The 13,650-nt window shown below is 72.5% G+C and carries 14 protein-coding genes; 3 read left to right on the top strand and 11 right to left on the bottom strand.

Translation table 11 applies throughout. The features are described 5' to 3' along the window. Window positions 1-51 precede the first annotated feature (51 nt). From ACZ5NJ_RS09745 to ACZ5NJ_RS09725, 5 genes are all read right to left on the bottom strand, one after another. Window positions 52-1,350, bottom strand: a complete 1,299-nt coding sequence (locus ACZ5NJ_RS09745; RefSeq protein ID WP_468764176.1) for a DUF6986 family protein — start codon at window positions 1,348-1,350, stop codon at window positions 52-54. A 186-nt stretch (window positions 1,351-1,536) separates the two neighbouring features. After that, complete coding sequence (locus ACZ5NJ_RS09740) at window positions 1,537-2,499, bottom strand: electron transfer flavoprotein subunit alpha/FixB family protein (protein WP_468764175.1); 963 nt, start codon at window positions 2,497-2,499, stop codon at window positions 1,537-1,539. Window positions 2,500-2,555: 56 nt separating this feature from the next. Next, entirely contained in the window at window positions 2,556-3,341 is a 786-nt protein-coding gene (locus tag ACZ5NJ_RS09735; protein WP_042809767.1) for an electron transfer flavoprotein subunit beta/FixA family protein, read from the bottom strand. Between the two features lie 214 nt (window positions 3,342-3,555). Further along, the gene (locus ACZ5NJ_RS09730) at window positions 3,556-4,113 is read right to left on the bottom strand and encodes a flavin reductase family protein (RefSeq protein WP_468764174.1); all 558 of its coding nucleotides are present in this window, start codon (window positions 4,111-4,113) and stop codon (window positions 3,556-3,558) included. A 244-nt stretch (window positions 4,114-4,357) separates the two neighbouring features. After that, a complete protein-coding gene (locus tag ACZ5NJ_RS09725; RefSeq protein ID WP_468764173.1) occupies window positions 4,358-4,705 on the bottom strand; it encodes a TlpA family protein disulfide reductase in 348 nt (115 codons plus the stop codon). A 239-nt stretch (window positions 4,706-4,944) separates the two neighbouring features. On the opposite strand from ACZ5NJ_RS09725, the gene ACZ5NJ_RS09720 reads away from it, so the two are divergent. Further along, window positions 4,945-5,667, top strand: coding sequence for a lysophospholipid acyltransferase family protein (locus ACZ5NJ_RS09720; protein WP_468764172.1), 723 nt, complete (start codon window positions 4,945-4,947; stop codon window positions 5,665-5,667). Here ACZ5NJ_RS09720 and ACZ5NJ_RS09715 read toward each other — a convergent pair. Beyond that, window positions 5,651-6,274, bottom strand: coding sequence for a CGNR zinc finger domain-containing protein (locus ACZ5NJ_RS09715; RefSeq protein ID WP_468764171.1), 624 nt, complete (start codon window positions 6,272-6,274; stop codon window positions 5,651-5,653). The genes ACZ5NJ_RS09720 and ACZ5NJ_RS09715 overlap by 17 nt on opposite strands. Before the next feature lie 81 nt (window positions 6,275-6,355). Here ACZ5NJ_RS09715 and ACZ5NJ_RS09710 point away from each other — a divergent pair, with 81 nt between their 5' ends. Further along, window positions 6,356-7,600 carry an MFS transporter gene (locus tag ACZ5NJ_RS09710; protein ID WP_468764170.1) on the top strand — a complete coding sequence of 415 codons (1,245 nt, stop codon included), beginning with the start codon at window positions 6,356-6,358 and terminating at the stop codon, window positions 7,598-7,600. Here the strand turns inward: ACZ5NJ_RS09710 and ACZ5NJ_RS09705 are convergent. The 5 genes from ACZ5NJ_RS09705 to ACZ5NJ_RS09685 form a co-directional block, all read right to left on the bottom strand. Further along, window positions 7,536-8,135: a transglutaminase-like domain-containing protein gene (locus tag ACZ5NJ_RS09705; protein ID WP_468764169.1), complete on the bottom strand. Its 600-nt coding sequence runs from the start codon at window positions 8,133-8,135 to the stop codon at window positions 7,536-7,538. The two genes, ACZ5NJ_RS09710 and ACZ5NJ_RS09705, sit on opposite strands and share 65 nt — an antisense overlap. A gap of 95 nt (window positions 8,136-8,230) precedes the next feature. Continuing rightward, a complete protein-coding gene (locus ACZ5NJ_RS09700; RefSeq protein WP_468764168.1) occupies window positions 8,231-9,325 on the bottom strand; it encodes a threonine aldolase family protein in 1,095 nt (364 codons plus the stop codon). Beyond that, on the bottom strand, window positions 9,304-10,059 hold the full coding sequence (locus ACZ5NJ_RS09695) for an SDR family NAD(P)-dependent oxidoreductase (RefSeq protein WP_468764167.1): 756 nt from the start codon (window positions 10,057-10,059) through the stop codon (window positions 9,304-9,306). The genes ACZ5NJ_RS09700 and ACZ5NJ_RS09695 overlap by 22 nt, the downstream gene beginning before the upstream one ends. A 26-nt stretch (window positions 10,060-10,085) precedes the next feature. After that, entirely contained in the window at window positions 10,086-11,492 is a 1,407-nt protein-coding gene (locus tag ACZ5NJ_RS09690; protein ID WP_468764166.1) for a DUF6421 family protein, read from the bottom strand. A gap of 172 nt (window positions 11,493-11,664) precedes the next feature. Next, window positions 11,665-12,807 (bottom strand): LLM class flavin-dependent oxidoreductase, encoded by a 1,143-nt coding sequence (locus tag ACZ5NJ_RS09685; RefSeq protein WP_468764165.1) that lies wholly within the window; start codon window positions 12,805-12,807, stop codon window positions 11,665-11,667. 49 nt (window positions 12,808-12,856) lie between these two features. Here ACZ5NJ_RS09685 and ACZ5NJ_RS09680 point away from each other — a divergent pair, with 49 nt between their 5' ends. Further along, window positions 12,857-13,495 carry a PadR family transcriptional regulator gene (locus ACZ5NJ_RS09680; RefSeq protein WP_468764164.1) on the top strand — a complete coding sequence of 213 codons (639 nt, stop codon included), beginning with the start codon at window positions 12,857-12,859 and terminating at the stop codon, window positions 13,493-13,495. Window positions 13,496-13,650: the final 155 nt, after the last annotated feature.

The following is a 13,650-nucleotide window of genomic DNA, read 5'->3' as shown; positions in this document are numbered from 1 at the left end:
GTCGGCCCGGCCTCGGATCACCGGGGCCGGGTCGGCGGCGTCGGGCGTGTGTCAGGAGGTGGCCGTGAGGGTGGCCGAGCGGCGGGGGATGGCGAAGGCGTCCAGTTCGGCGCGGGTCAGGCCGGTGAGGGCGGTGACCTCGTCGGCGCCGACGGCGCCGCAGTCCAGGCCGCGGACCAGGTAGCCGGCCAGGGCCTTGGCGGTGGCGGGCTCGTCCATCACGTCGCCCTCGATCTTCGCCACGTACGCCTTCAGGCGCGCGGCGGCGGCCTCCAGGCCCTCGCGGTAGAAGGTGAACACGGCCGCGTACCGGGTCGGCAGGTGCGCCGGGTGCATGTCCCAGCCCTGGTAGTAGGCGCGGGCCAGGGCGCGGCGGGTCAGGCCGTAGTGGAGCCGCCAGGCCTCGTGGACCTGCCCGGTGGTGCCGACGGGCTTGACGTTGGTCGAGCCGTCCGAGACGCGTACGCCGGTGCCGGCGGCCGCCACCTGCATGATCGCCTTCGCGTGGTCGGCGGCCGGGTGGTCGCTGGCCTGGTAGGCGGCGGAGACGCCGACGCAGGCGCTGTAGTCGAAGGTGCCGTAGTGCAGGCCGGTGGCGCGGCCCTTGGCGGCCTCGATCATCCGGGCGACGGTGGCGGTGCCGTCGGAGGCCAGGATGGACTGGCTGGTCTCGATCTGGATCTCGAAGCCGATCCGGCCCGGGCGCAGGCCGCGGGTGGTCTCGAAGGCCTCCAGCAGCTTGACGAAGGCGCTGACCTGCTCGGCGTAGGTGACCTTGGGCAGGGTCAGGACGAGGCCCTCGGGCAGGCCGCCGTGCTCCAGGAGGCCCGAGAGGAAGATGTCCGTGGTGCGGATGCCGCGGTCGCGGACGTTGGACTCCATGCACTTCATGCGGATGCCCATGTACGGGGCGTTCGTGCCGTTGGAGAAGGCCTCCGAGACGAGGCGGGCGGCGCGGGCCGCGGCCTGGTCCTCCTCCTCGTCGGAGCGGACGCCGAAGCCGTCCTCGAAGTCCACACGGAGGTCCTCGACGGGCTCGGAGGCGAGCTTGGCGCGGACGCGGTCGTAGACCGGGACGGCGAGTTCGTCGGAGATGCCGAGCACCTTCGCGAAGGTGGCCGCGTCGGGGGCGTGCTCGTCCAGGGCCGCGAGGGCCTGGTCGCCCCAGGAGCGGATGGTGCCGGCGTCGAAGACGTCACCGGGTACGTAGACGGTGTGGATGGGCTGACGGGTGCCGGGGTCGCCCGGGTAGTGGCGCGCGAGTTCCGCGTCCACCGGCGCCAGGGAGGCGCTGATGCCCTCGCTGACCGCGCCTGCGAGGCTCGTTGCCACCTTCTCCTGCTGACCCATCCTGCACTCTCCTCTTTTCCACTTCACGGAAGCCTAGATCCGCATAGCAGAATTTAGTCATGGGGCTTCCGCTCCGTCAATGGTCCCTCCACCGGGTGGGACAAACGACTCGGGGCCGTGCGGTGAGAATCACCACACGGCCCCGGAGGCCAAGAGATGCCCAGGTCAGAGACCGGAGGGCGGGTTTCAGCCCTTGCGCGCCTTGATCTCGCCCGTCAGCTGCGGGACGACCTCGAAGAGGTCGCCGACCACGCCGTAGTCGACGAGGTCGAAGATCGGGGCCTCGGCGTCCTTGTTGATGGCCACGATGGTCTTCGACGTCTGCATGCCGGCCCGGTGCTGGATCGCGCCGGAGATGCCGGTGGCGATGTACAGCTGCGGGGAGACCGACTTGCCGGTCTGGCCGACCTGGTTGGTGTGCGGGTACCAGCCGGCGTCGACCGCGGCGCGGGAGGCGCCGACCGCCGCACCGAGGGAGTCCGCGAGGTCCTCGATGAGGTGGAAGTTCTCCGCGCCGTTGACGCCGCGGCCGCCGGAGACGACGATCGCGGCCTCGGTCAGCTCGGGGCGGCCCGTGGACTCGCGCGGGGTGCGGGAGACGACCTTGGTGCCGGTGGCCAGGGCGCCGAAGGTGACGGCGAGCGCCTCGACGGCACCGGCGGCCGGGGCGGCCTCGACCGGGGCCGAGTTCGGCTTCACGGTGATGACCGGGGTGCCCTTGGACACGCGGGACTTGGTGGTGAACGACGCGGCGAAGGCGGCCTGCGTCGCGACCGGACCCTCGTCACCGGCCTCCAGGTCGATGGCGTCGGTGATGATGCCGGAGCCGATGCGCACGGCGAGGCGCGCGGCGATCTCCTTGCCCTCGGCGGAGGACGGGACGAGCACGGCGGCCGGGGAGACGGCTTCGTACGCGGCCTGGAGGGCGTCGACCTTCGGGACGACGAGGTACTCGGCGAACTCGGGGGCGTCGGCGGTGAGGACCTTGACGGCACCGTGCTCGGCGAGGACGGCGGCGGTGGCCTCGGCGCCGGCGCCCAGGGCGACGGCGACGGGCTCGCCGACGCGGCGGGCCAGCGTCAGCAGCTCGAGGGTGGGCTTGCGGACGGCACCGTCCACGTGGTCGACGTAGACGAGAACTTCAGCCATGGGACTGCTCTCCTGCTTTACGAGGTGTCTGGGGGCTACTGGGGAGGCCGGAGCCCCTAGATGAACTTCTGGCCGGCCAGGAACTCGGCCAGCTGCTTGCCGCCCTCGCCCTCGTCCTTGACGACGGTGCCGGCGGTGCGGGCCGGGCGCTGCGCCGCGGACTCGACCACGGTGTAGGCACCTTCGAGGCCCACCTCTTCGGCGTCCAGGTCCAGGTCGGACAGGTCCCAGGACTCCACCGGCTTCTTCTTGGCCGCCATGATGCCCTTGAAGGACGGGTAGCGGGCCTCGCCCGACTGGTCCGTCACCGAGACGAGCGCCGGGAGGGAGGCCTCCAGCTGCTCGCTCGCGGAGTCGCCGTCGCGGCGGCCGGTGACGGTGCCGTCCTCGACCTTGACCTCGGAGAGCAGGGTGACCTGCGGGACGCCCAGGCGCTCGGCCAGGATCGCCGGGAGGACGCCCATGGTGCCGTCGGTCGAGGCCATACCCGTGATGACCAGGTCGTAGCCGGCCTTCTCGACGGCCTTCGCCAGCACCAGCGAGGTGCCGATGACGTCGGTACCGTGCAGGTCGTCGTCCTCGACGTGGATGGCCTTGTCGGCGCCCATCGACAGCGCCTTGCGCAGCGCGTCCTTGGCGTCCTCGGGGCCCACCGTCAGGACGGTGATCTCGGCGTCGTCGGCCTCGTCGGCGATCTGGAGCGCCTGCTCGACGGCGTACTCGTCGAGCTCCGACAGCAGACCGTCGACGTCGTCGCGGTCGACCGTCAGGTCATCGGCGAAGTGCCGGTCGCCGGTGGCGTCGGGCACGTACTTCACACAGACAACGATCCTCAGGCTCACGCCGGCTCTCCTACCGCATCGTCTTTTACTGATACCGCTACTGATACCGCCTTGTGGAGGCAGCATAGGCGCCTTCCGGCGCGGATCCCGGTCGGGGCGGGCCCCGCTCCGAAGGGAATGTTACTCGTCAGTACACAGTGGGTCTTCCCCGGTTGCAAGGCCACTTAACTGTGATCTGGCCAACGCCGCCCGAACCCGTCCCAGCAGGGACGATTCAGTCGCGCAACGCGTTGAAGCGACCCTGGTGGTACAGCAGGGGGCGGCCCTCCCCGGCGGGGTCCCCCGCCACGGCCTCCGCGATGATCACACGGTGCGCCCCCGCGGGCACCCTCGCCACGACGCGGCACACCAGCCACGCCTGCACCCCGCCGAGCAGCGGCACCCCGTGCGGGCCCGGCGCCCAGTCGGTGTCCGGCCCGAAGCGGTCGGCCCCGCTGCGCGCGAAGAGCCCGGCCAGGTCCCGCTGGTGCTCCCCGAGTATGTGGACGCCGAGGTACTCGCTGTCGCGGACCGCCGGCCAGCTGGAGGCCCCGGTGCCGATGGTGAACGAGAGCATCGGCGGCTCGGCGGAGACCGAGTTGAGCGAGGTCGCGGTGAAGCCCGCCGGCCGGCCGGCGCTCTCCGCCGTGATCACCGCGACCCCGGCGGCGTGCCGGCGGAAGACCGCGCGGAGCAGCTCGGGCGAGCCCGGCAGCGAGGGGCGGCCGAGGGGATCGGAGGCGGGGGCGGAGGCGGGGGAAGCGGGTGCGGGCGGGGCGGTCGGGGCCGTCATCGGGGGCCTTCCTTCAGCCGCGGTGGTCGCGGGAGGGGCGGTCGGGGATCGGGGGTCGGGGGCGTTCAGCGATCCCAACAGCGCGCACTCGCGCACCGGACGAGGTCCACGTGGACCCGCCGGTGAAGAAGGAGTTCATACCGCATGCCGCCAGCCTGGCGATCTCTCGTGTACACAGTCAAGCCGCAGCGGGCAGATGTCAGGCGCGTCACGCTGTGTGCGGGTGCGCGCACCGGCGCACCGGTCACACCGCGGCGCCCAGGGCGGCGATCACATCGGCCTTGCGCGGCATCCCCGCGGCCCGCCGCACGATCCGCCCCTCGCCGTCCAGGACGAGGACGGTCGGGGTCTTCTCCACGCCCAGGGCGCGGACGAGCGGGAGGTTGCGCTCGGCGTCGATCTCGATGTGCGCGACCCCGTCCACCATTTCGGCGACCTCCGCGAGGATCCTGCGGGTGGCCCGGCAGGGCTGGCAGAAGGCGCTGGAGAACTGCACCAGGCTGGCCCGCTCCCCCGGCTCCCGCCCCAGTTCGGCCGCGCCGAGGCGCCCTCGTACCGCCGTCGCCGCGACGGACTCCTCGTGCTCGGGCACGCCCGCTCCTGTCTACCCTGTCCCCATGTACGCACCACCCCTGCCGTGGCGGGGCGGCCCTCCCCCTGCGAGCGCCCATGTCACGCCCCGCATTCCCCGCGTGACGAGGATCTCCTCGCCCGGCGGCGTCTGGGCTGGCCAGCGCGCCGCGTTTCGGGCACGATCCCCATGGTCGCGTACCTACGCTTCCGTAACTTCGGGCCGGGAGCACCTCCCCAGGCAGAAAGCGGGGTCTCCCCATGGCTGAGTTCGTCTACCCCCCGGTGATCGGCGCCGCGCACACGCTGTTCCGCGCGCTGGACATCCGCATCGACATGAAGGGCACCGAGAACATCCCGCGCAAGGGCGGGGCGGTCCTGGTGTCGAACCACATCGGCTACCTCGACTTCATCTTCGCCGGTCTGACGGCGCGGCCGCAGAAGCGGCTGGTGCGTTTCATGGCCAAGGAGTCGGTGTTCCGGCACAAGGTCTCCGGTCCGCTGATGCGCGCGATGAAGCACATCCCGGTGGACCGGCAGCAGGGCGAGTCCGCCTACCAGCACGCCCTGGAGTCGCTGCGGTCGGGTGAGATCATCGGGGTGTTCCCGGAGGCGACGATCTCGCAGTCCTTCACCCTCAAGAGCTTCAAGTCGGGTGCCGCGCGCATGGCCCAGGAGGCCGGGGTGCCGCTGATCCCGGTGGCGCTGTGGGGCACCCAGCGACTGTGGACCAAGGGGCGGCCCAAGAACCTCAAGCGCAGCCACATCCCGGTGACCATGCGGGTCGGCGAGCCGATCGAGGCGCCGAAGGACCAGTACGCGGGGGCCATCACCCGCCGGCTGCGCGAGCGGGTGCAGGAGCTGCTGGAGGCGGCACAGGCCGCCTACCCGGCCAAGCCCCAGGGCACCGAGGACTCCTGGTGGCTGCCGGCGCACCTCGGCGGGACCGCGCCGACGGCGGCGCAGGTCAAGGAAGCGGGCTGACCCCGCCGCCCGGCCCGTCCCCCCGCCCGGCCGCCTCGCGTCGGCGCCGCCGGTGGGCGGCGACCCGGGCGCGCGTGGCGCAGGTGGGGGTGCAGTAGCGGCGGGCGCTGCCCGGGCCCGTGCCGAGGAAGAGCCGGCCGCAGCCGGGGGCGGCACAGGCACCCCAGGCGACGCGCCCGTACTCCGTGAGCAGCCGGGCCAGTTCGAGGGCGCCGGAGGCGAGGAACCACTCGCCCCAGTCCGCCCCCTCCCGGTCCACGTGCAGGTGCCAGGGGTGGCCGTCGTGCCGGGTCAGCCGGGGTCGGGTGCCGCACTCCTCCAGCAGCACGTTGAGGGCCTCGGCCGCGCGGTCCGCGTCGGCCTCGGCGAGGACGAGCGCCATCCGGCGGGCCGCCGCGCGCAGGCCGGCCGCCTCCGGCTCCCCGAAGGCCTCCGGGGCCAGGTCGGCGGGGTGTTCCCCGTGCCGGACGAGCAGCGCGGCGAGCGCGTCGCGCGGCAGGGCGGGCTCCGCGCGGACCGCCTCGGCCAGCTCGATCAGGCGCCCGGCCGCCGAGAACCCCGCGGCTCCCGCCCCCGCCGGTGCACCGGTCCCGCTCCCGTCCCCCATGACATGTCCTTTCGCCGTACACCCTTCCGGCGTAACGTCTTGGTCGCACATCACGTTACCGAACGCGGAGGGGGTTCGCCGGTGGGCGGGTTCGGGCGGTATCTGGCGGCGGCCCTGGCGGCGCGTTTCGCGTCCGAGGGCATGGGCATGGCGGTGGTGCTGCTGGCCCTGGAGCGGACGGGCAGCGCCGCGCACGGGGCGTTCGTGCTGACGGCCTGGATGGCCCCGCACGTGCTGGCCGCGCCGGTGGCGGGCGCCGTCGCGGGGCGGGCGCGCCGGCCCCGGCTGTTCTACGCGGGCGCGCTGGCCGGGTTCACGGCCGCGGTGGCGGGGCTGGCGGCGCTGCTGGGCCGGGCCCCGGTGCCGGTGGTGCTGGGGGTGGCGGTGCTGGGCGGCTCCTGCGGGCCCGTGGTGACGGGCGGGCTGTCGAGCCTGGTCGCGGGGCTGGTGCCGGAGGGGCCGCGGCGGGACCGGGCGTACGGCTGGGACGCCTCGACGTACAACGCGGCCGCGGTGACGGCCCCCGCGGTGGTCAGCCTGGCGGGGGCGGCGGTCTCGGCGGGACCCGCGATGGGGGTGCTGGCGCTGTCGGCGGCCCTGGCGGCGGTCCTGGCGGCTTCGCTGCCGTACGCGGACGCACGCCCGAGCGCTGACTCCCCGCCACGGGCGCCCCGGCCCGGGCCGGGCGCGGGACTGGCCGCGCTGTGGCAGGTGCCGGACCTGCGGGCGATCACCTCGGCGACGACCCTGGCCTTCGTCGGCGTCGGCGCTCTCACGACCACCTCCGTGCTGCTGGCCCGGGGGCTCGGGAGTCCCGGCGCGGGCGGGGTGCTGATGACGGCCTTCGCGCTCGGCGCGCTGACGGGCTCCCTGACGCTGGGCCGGATGACCTCGGTGGCGCCGGGACGGCTGGCCCGCTGGGGCATGGCGGGGACGGGCGCGGCGCTCGCGGTGGCGGCGTTCGCGCCGTCGGTCGCCTGGGCGGCGGCCGCGTTCGCCGCGGCGGGGGTGGCCGACGGGCCGCTGCTGACGGCCACGCTGCGGATCCGCTCGGAGCACGCCCCGGCGTCGGTACGGGCCCAGGTGTTCACCCTCGGGGCCGGGCTGAAGGTGACGGCCGCTTCGACGGGGGCCGCCCTGGTGGGGCTGGCGGCCGCCGCGCCGCCGTGGACGCTGCTGCTCGGGATCGCCGCGCTGCAGCTCGCGGCCGCCGCGCTGCACCTGCTGGTGGTGGCGCGCGGGCGGGGCGCGGGGGCGCCGGTTACAGGGAGGCCGGCAGGTTCCGCCACAGCTCCGGCCGGTCGGCGGACTCCTGGAGGGCCTTGAGGGTCGCGGGGTGCGGGGCGTCGTACAGGCCGGGGTGGTCGATCTCGCCGAGCTCCGGGCGTACGGGGAAGGCGAGCCGCTCCACGTCGAGGCTGAACCGGGCGTCGACGCCGGGCTTGTTGCCGCGCGGGTCGACCCGGGACCACTCCTCCCGGCCGGGCAGCCGCAGGGCGACGAGGCCGTGGACGGCGAGCCCGGAGCCGTCGTCGTCGCCGAGCAGCTGGTAGCACAGGCCGGCGGGGATGCCCTGGGCGCGCAGCAGGGCGACGAGGGCGTGGGACTTGGCGTAGCAGATGCCGTTGCGGGTGCCCAGCACGTCGGAGGCGCGCCAGGAGACCCGCATGTCGCCCGAGTCCGCGGAGTGCGGGATGGTGTCGCGGACGAACTCGAAGGCGGCTTCGGCGTATGAATATGCATCGCCGGTGGCGGCCCAGAGGGTGTCGGCGGTCTCCTGGACCAGGGCGTGCCAGTGGTCGATGGCCTCACTGGAGGCCAGATAGGCGTGAATATCCGGGTTCTGTTGGATCAGTTGCATGATCCGCAGCATAGGCATGCCTCCGACCGCAGATCAATGGATTTGCGGTCGGAGGCATAACTATTCACTTCTCGGCGGGAGGGCGTGGAGGGCGCCTAACGGGCCAGCTCCTCCTTGAGCGCCTGGAGGAAGCCGTCGACGTCCTCCTCGCGAGTGTCGAAGCTGCACATCCAGCGGACGTCGCCGGCGGCCTCGTCCCAGAAGTAGAAGCGGTACCGCTCCTGGAGCCTGCGCGTCACGTCGTGCGGCAGCCGCGCGAACACCGCGTTGGCCTGGACCGGGTAGAGGATCTCCACGCCGTCGGTCTCGCGCACGCCCGCGGCGAGCCGCTGCGCCATCGCGTTGCCGTGGCGGGCGTTGCGCAGCCACAGGTCCTTTGCCAGCAGCGCTTCGAGCTGCACCGAGACGAAGCGCATCTTGGAGGCGAGCTGCATCGACATCTTGCGGACGTGCTTCATCTGCCGGACCGCGTCCGGGTTGAGCACCACCACGGCTTCGCCGAACATCATGCCGTTCTTGGTGCCGCCGTACGACAGCACGTCCACCCCGACCGTGTTGGTGAAGGTGCGCATCGGCACGTCGAGCGAGGCCGCGGCGTTGGCTATCCGGGCGCCGTCGAGGTGCACCTTCATGCCCAGGGAGTGGGCGTGCTCGCAGATCGCCCTGATCTCGTCCGGGGTGTAGACCGTGCCGAGCTCGGTGTTCTGCGTGATCGAGACCACCTGGGGCATCGCCCGGTGCTCGTCCTCGAAGCCCCATGCCTCCTGGTCGATCAGCTCGGGGGTGAGCTTTCCGTCCGGGGTGGGCACGGCCAGCAGCTTGATGCCGGCCATCCGCTCGGGCGCACCGCCTTCGTCCACGTTGATGTGGGCGCTCTTGGCGCAGATCACCGCGCCCCACCGGTCGGTCATGGCCTGGAGGGCGACGACGTTGGCGCCCGTGCCGTTGAAGACCGGGAAGGCTTCGGCGTACGGACCGAAGTGGCTGCGGAAGACCTTCTGGAGGTGCTCGGTGTAGTCGTCCTCGCCATAGGAGACCTGGTGGCCTTCGTTGGCGACGGCGATGGCCGCGAGCACCTCCGGGTGGACCCCGGCGTAGTTGTCGCTGGCGAAACCGCGCACCGCCGGGTCGTGGTGGCGGCGGGCGTCGGTCTTGCCGTTGTCGGTTCTCACGGTTGCGGAGTGAGCCACAGACGCTGTCCGTTCACATCGGAGGCGGGCCGCTCCCACACGCCGGTGATGGCCTCGGCCAGCTCCTTGACGTCGGTGAAGCCCGCGAACTTCGCATTGGGGCGCTCGGCGCGCATCGCGTCGTGCACCAGTGCCTTGATCACCAGGATCGCAGCCGCGGCGGCGGGGCCGTCCTCGCCCCCGGCCTTGCGGAAGGAGTCCGCCATGGCCAGGGTCCAGGCCTCGGCGGCCGCCTTGCCCGCGTTGTACGCGGCGTTGTTGGCGACCGGCTTGTGCGCGCCGGACTGGCTGATCAGCACGTAGCGGCCGCGGCCGCTGCGCACCAGGGCGTCGTGGAAGGCGAGCGAAGTGTGCTGGACGGTGCGGATCAGGAGCTTCTCCAGGAGGTCCCAGTCCGCGAGGTCCACATCGGTGAACGTCTTGCTGCCGCGCCAGCCGCCGACGAGGTGGACCAGGCCGTCGACCCGGCCGAACTCCTTCTCGGTGCGCTCGGCCCAGGCCTTCGTGGCCTCCAGGTCGAGCAGGTCGACGGTGTCCCCGGTGACGGTGGCGCCGCCGTGGGCGTAGCGGGCGGCGTCCACGGACTCCGCGAGGCGGGCCGCGTCGGCGTCGGACGCCACCACGGTGGCGCCCGCCTCGGCCAGGCGGAGCAGGGCGGCGCGGCCGGCGGGGCCACCGGCCCCGGCCACCGCGACCACCGCTCCGTGGAGCGGGCCGTTCCCGGAGCCGTTCATCTGTGCAGCCTCCTGAGGGCGAGTGCTCACGCGGCGACCCGCGAGGCGTCGTCGGCGTTCTGGGGCGTGATGCCCTTGGTCGAGGCGATCACGCCCTTGAGCTTCTTGGCGAGGGCCTCGTAGAACATGCTGAGCGGAAACTCGTCCGGAAGCACGTCGTCGACGAGCTTGCGCGGAGGCTGCGTCAGGTCGAGGGCGTCGGGGCCCTTGGCCCACTTCGAACCCGGGTGCGGGGCGAGGTAGGTGGAGACCAGCTCGTAGGCCTTGAACCAGTGGACCAGCTTCGGGCGGTCGATGCCCGCGCGGTACAGGTCCTCGATCTCGGCGCACAGCTGGTTGGTGACCTGCGGGGCGCGCATCCAGTCGATCTTCAGCTTGTTGTCCGTCCAGCGCACGACGTCGTGCTTGTGGAGGTAGGCGAAGAGCAGCTGGCCGCCGAGCCCGTCGTAGTTGCGGGTGCGGTCGCCGGAGACCGGGAAGCGGAACATCCGGTCGAAGAGGACGGCGTACTGCACGTCACGGCCGTGCTCGTTGCCCTCGGACTCCAGCTTCACGGCCTCCTTGAAGGCGGTGAGGTCGCAGCGCAGCTCCTCCAGGCCGTACATCCAGAACGGCTGGCGCTGCTTGATCATGAAGGGGTCGAACGGCAGGTCGCCGTGGCTGTGGGTGCGGTCGTGCACCATGTCCCACAGGACGAAGGCCTTCTCGCAGCGCTCCTGGTCCTCGACCATGCGGGCGATGTCCTCGGGCAGCTCGATGCCCAGGATGTCGACGGCGGCCTCGGTGACCTTGCGGTAGCGGGCGGCCTCGCGGTCGCAGAAGATGCCGCCCCAGGTGAAGCGCTCGGGGGCCTCGCGGACGGCGATGGTCTCCGGGAAGAGCACGGCGGAGTTGGTGTCGTAGCCCGGGGTGAAGTCCTCGAAGGTGATGCCGAGGAAGAGCGGGTTGTCGTACCGGGTGCGCTCCAGCTCGGCGAGCCACTCGGGCCACACCATCCGCAGGACGACGGCCTCGAAGTTGCGGTCGAGGTTGCCGTTCTGGGTGTACATCGGGAAGACGACGAGGTGCTGGAGGCCGTCCTCGCGCTGCGCGGCGGGGTGGAAGGCCAGCAGGGAGTCGAGGAAGTCCGGCACCCCGAAGTCCTGCGCGACCCACTTGCGCAGGTCGGCGACGAGCGCCTGGTGGTAGGCGGCGGCGTGCGGCAGCAGCGGGGAGAGGGCCTCGACCCCCGCGATGACACGCTCGACCACGGCCTCGACCTCGACGGGGGCGGGGGCGCCCTCGGCCTCGAAGTCGATCGAACCGTCCTTGGCCTGCCAGGGGCGGATCTCCTCCACGGCGGCCTTGAGCCCGGGCCACGCCGGGTGGTCGACCACCCGCGCCCCGGCGGTTATCACGGCCCCGCCGATGCCCGGCACAAGAGTTTCCGTCATGTCACTTCCTCCACAGGAGAACCTCGCGTTAAGACAGCGTATGCATGCGAGGCTCTCCCGCTCAAGAGGAAACTCGGGAAATTTTTCTGTAATACCCCCCACTCCACCGGAAGTCTTCCCGTTACTCACGGTGGAATCCACCACTCCGCCTAGTAACCGGCGGGCGTTCGGCCTAGTCGCCGGAGCCGGCGTTCACCCTTCCCCGGAAATGCGGGATGACCTTCTCACCCCACTGGCGCAGGGTCTCCATGCAGGCCTCCTGCGGGACGGTGCCCATCTGCACCAGGCACATCACCTCGTCCGCGCCGGCCTCCCGCAGCCGCTCCACGTAGGCGATGGCCTCGTCCGCGCCGCCGTAGGCGTGGTCGGCGTCGAAGGTGGCCGTCGAGGTCGGCCGGACGGGGATGTCCTGCTCGTGCAGCCGGGCCACCACCTGCTCGGCGGCACGGCGCAGCTCCGCCGCCTCGTCGGCGCCCGCCACCACCGCCTCGTCCGGCACCCCCGCCCCGCCGTACCAGTGCCCGATGGACTGGGCGAAGAACCGCTGCCCCCGGATGCCGATCCGGCGGGCCTCCTCGGGGTCGTCGAGCACGATGGTCGGGCAGAGCACGGAGAAGTGGTCGTTGACCACCGTGGAGACGAACCGGCTGCCGTCGCGCTCCGCGCGCGCCGCGTCGTAGACGGCCCGCATCCCCGCGATGGACTCCGGGCCGGCGAAACCCATGACCAGGGCCCCGATGCCAAGCTCGGCGGCCTTCACCAGGGTCTCGGCCCGGCTGCACGCGAGGAACAGCGGCGGGTGCGGGGTCTGGGCGGGGCGGGGCAGGATCGGGTGGGGGTCGATGTCGATCAGTTCGCCGTGGTACTCCAGCTCCTCCTCCCGCCAGGCCCGGCCGATGATCCGCAGCCCCTCCTCCACCTCGGCCTCGGTCCGGTCGCGGTCGACCCCGCACAGGGAGGTCTCCTGGAGCGTTCCGCCGCGTCCGGCGCCCAGGTCCAGGCGCCCGCCGGAGAGCAGGTCGAGCATCGCGGCGCGTTCGGCCACCCGCACCGGGTGGTTGAAGCCGAAGGGCATGCACACGACGCCGTGCCCGATGCGTATCGTGTCCGTCCTGGCCGCGATCCAGCTCAGGAAGATCTCCGGCGCGCTCATGTGGGCGAACCACTTCAGCGAGTGGTGCTCGACGGCCCAGATCCGGTCGAATCCCATGCGTTCGGCGAACACCGCCTGCTCGACGCAGTCGCGGATGACCTGGTGCTCCCGCTCCACGGTGGGGTCGGCCAGCTGAGCCTCGAAGATCACGGAGAATTTCACGATGCCTCCAGAGATGCGTTCCGTGCCCGGTCATGCTTCGATTCGAAATATGACTAGTAGTCATATCGCAAAGAAGCAAGAGCTTCCGCCGACCGCGTGGGCCGTCCTCGGCCTGCTGTCGTTCCCCGGCGAGCGCACCGGGTACGAACTGAAGAAGTGGGCGGACTCCTCCCTCCGCTTCTTCTACTGGTCGCCCGCCATCAGCCAGATCTACGCGGAACTGCGGCGACTGGAGGAACTCGGGTACGCCTCCTCCGCGCGCTCGGGCCCGGAGGAGCTCCGCGCCAAGCGCCGCTACGCCATCACGGAGGCGGGCCGCGCCGCCCTCACGGGCTGGGCGGCGGACACCGCGGAGGCGGGGCCGCCGGTGCTCAAGCACGGGCTGCTGCTGCGCATCTGGCTCGGGCACCTGTCCGAACCGGAGCGGCTGCGCGCGATGGTGGCGGACCACCTGGAGCGCACCCGGGGCGAACTGGCCGCCGTACGCGAGGCCATGGCGCACGCCTCGGACGTGCCGGAGTGGGCCTTCCCCGCCCTCGCGCTGCGCTGGAGCGAACGCCAGCACCTGGCCGAACTGGAGCTCGGCGAAGCCCTGCTGGCGGACGTCGCGGAAGCGGGGCGGCGGGCGGAGGACCACTCCGCGAAGGCGGGCCGTCAAGCCGGCGGGGACGCGCCCACCCCCGGGTGACGCGGCGGGGCGGCCCGGGCCCGCCGCGGGGCCCACGGCCCGGGCGGGAAGCGGGCGGAAGGCTTCCGCAAGCCCCCTGCACGCCCGGTCCCAACGCGCGCGGTCCGCACTAGCATGCGTCCTCACCGGGCGCGGCCGGTCGGGACACCGCGACC

The organism is Streptomyces sp. NPDC032091 (assembly GCF_055580265.1).
This window is presented reverse-complemented; position numbering and strand designations above follow the sequence as displayed.

Excerpts from the sequence above, each read along its gene's own strand:
- ACZ5NJ_RS09730 (WP_468764174.1), bottom strand. The coding sequence starts at position 4,113 with ATGACGGCCCCGACCGCCCCGCCCGCACCCGCTTCCCCCGCCTCCGCC.
- ACZ5NJ_RS09695 (WP_468764167.1), bottom strand. The coding sequence starts at position 10,059 with ATGAACGGCTCCGGGAACGGCCCGCTCCACGGAGCGGTGGTCGCGGTG.
- ACZ5NJ_RS09705 (WP_468764169.1), bottom strand. The coding sequence starts at position 8,135 with ATGCAACTGATCCAACAGAACCCGGATATTCACGCCTATCTGGCCTCC.
- ACZ5NJ_RS09745 (WP_468764176.1), bottom strand. The coding sequence starts at position 1,350 with ATGGGTCAGCAGGAGAAGGTGGCAACGAGCCTCGCAGGCGCGGTCAGC.
- ACZ5NJ_RS09690 (WP_468764166.1), bottom strand. The coding sequence starts at position 11,492 with ATGACGGAAACTCTTGTGCCGGGCATCGGCGGGGCCGTGATAACCGCC.
- ACZ5NJ_RS09740 (WP_468764175.1), bottom strand. The coding sequence starts at position 2,499 with ATGGCTGAAGTTCTCGTCTACGTCGACCACGTGGACGGTGCCGTCCGC.
- ACZ5NJ_RS09720 (WP_468764172.1), top strand. The coding sequence starts at position 4,945 with ATGGCTGAGTTCGTCTACCCCCCGGTGATCGGCGCCGCGCACACGCTG.
- ACZ5NJ_RS09680 (WP_468764164.1), top strand. The coding sequence starts at position 12,857 with ATGACTAGTAGTCATATCGCAAAGAAGCAAGAGCTTCCGCCGACCGCG.
- ACZ5NJ_RS09715 (WP_468764171.1), bottom strand. The coding sequence starts at position 6,274 with ATGGGGGACGGGAGCGGGACCGGTGCACCGGCGGGGGCGGGAGCCGCG.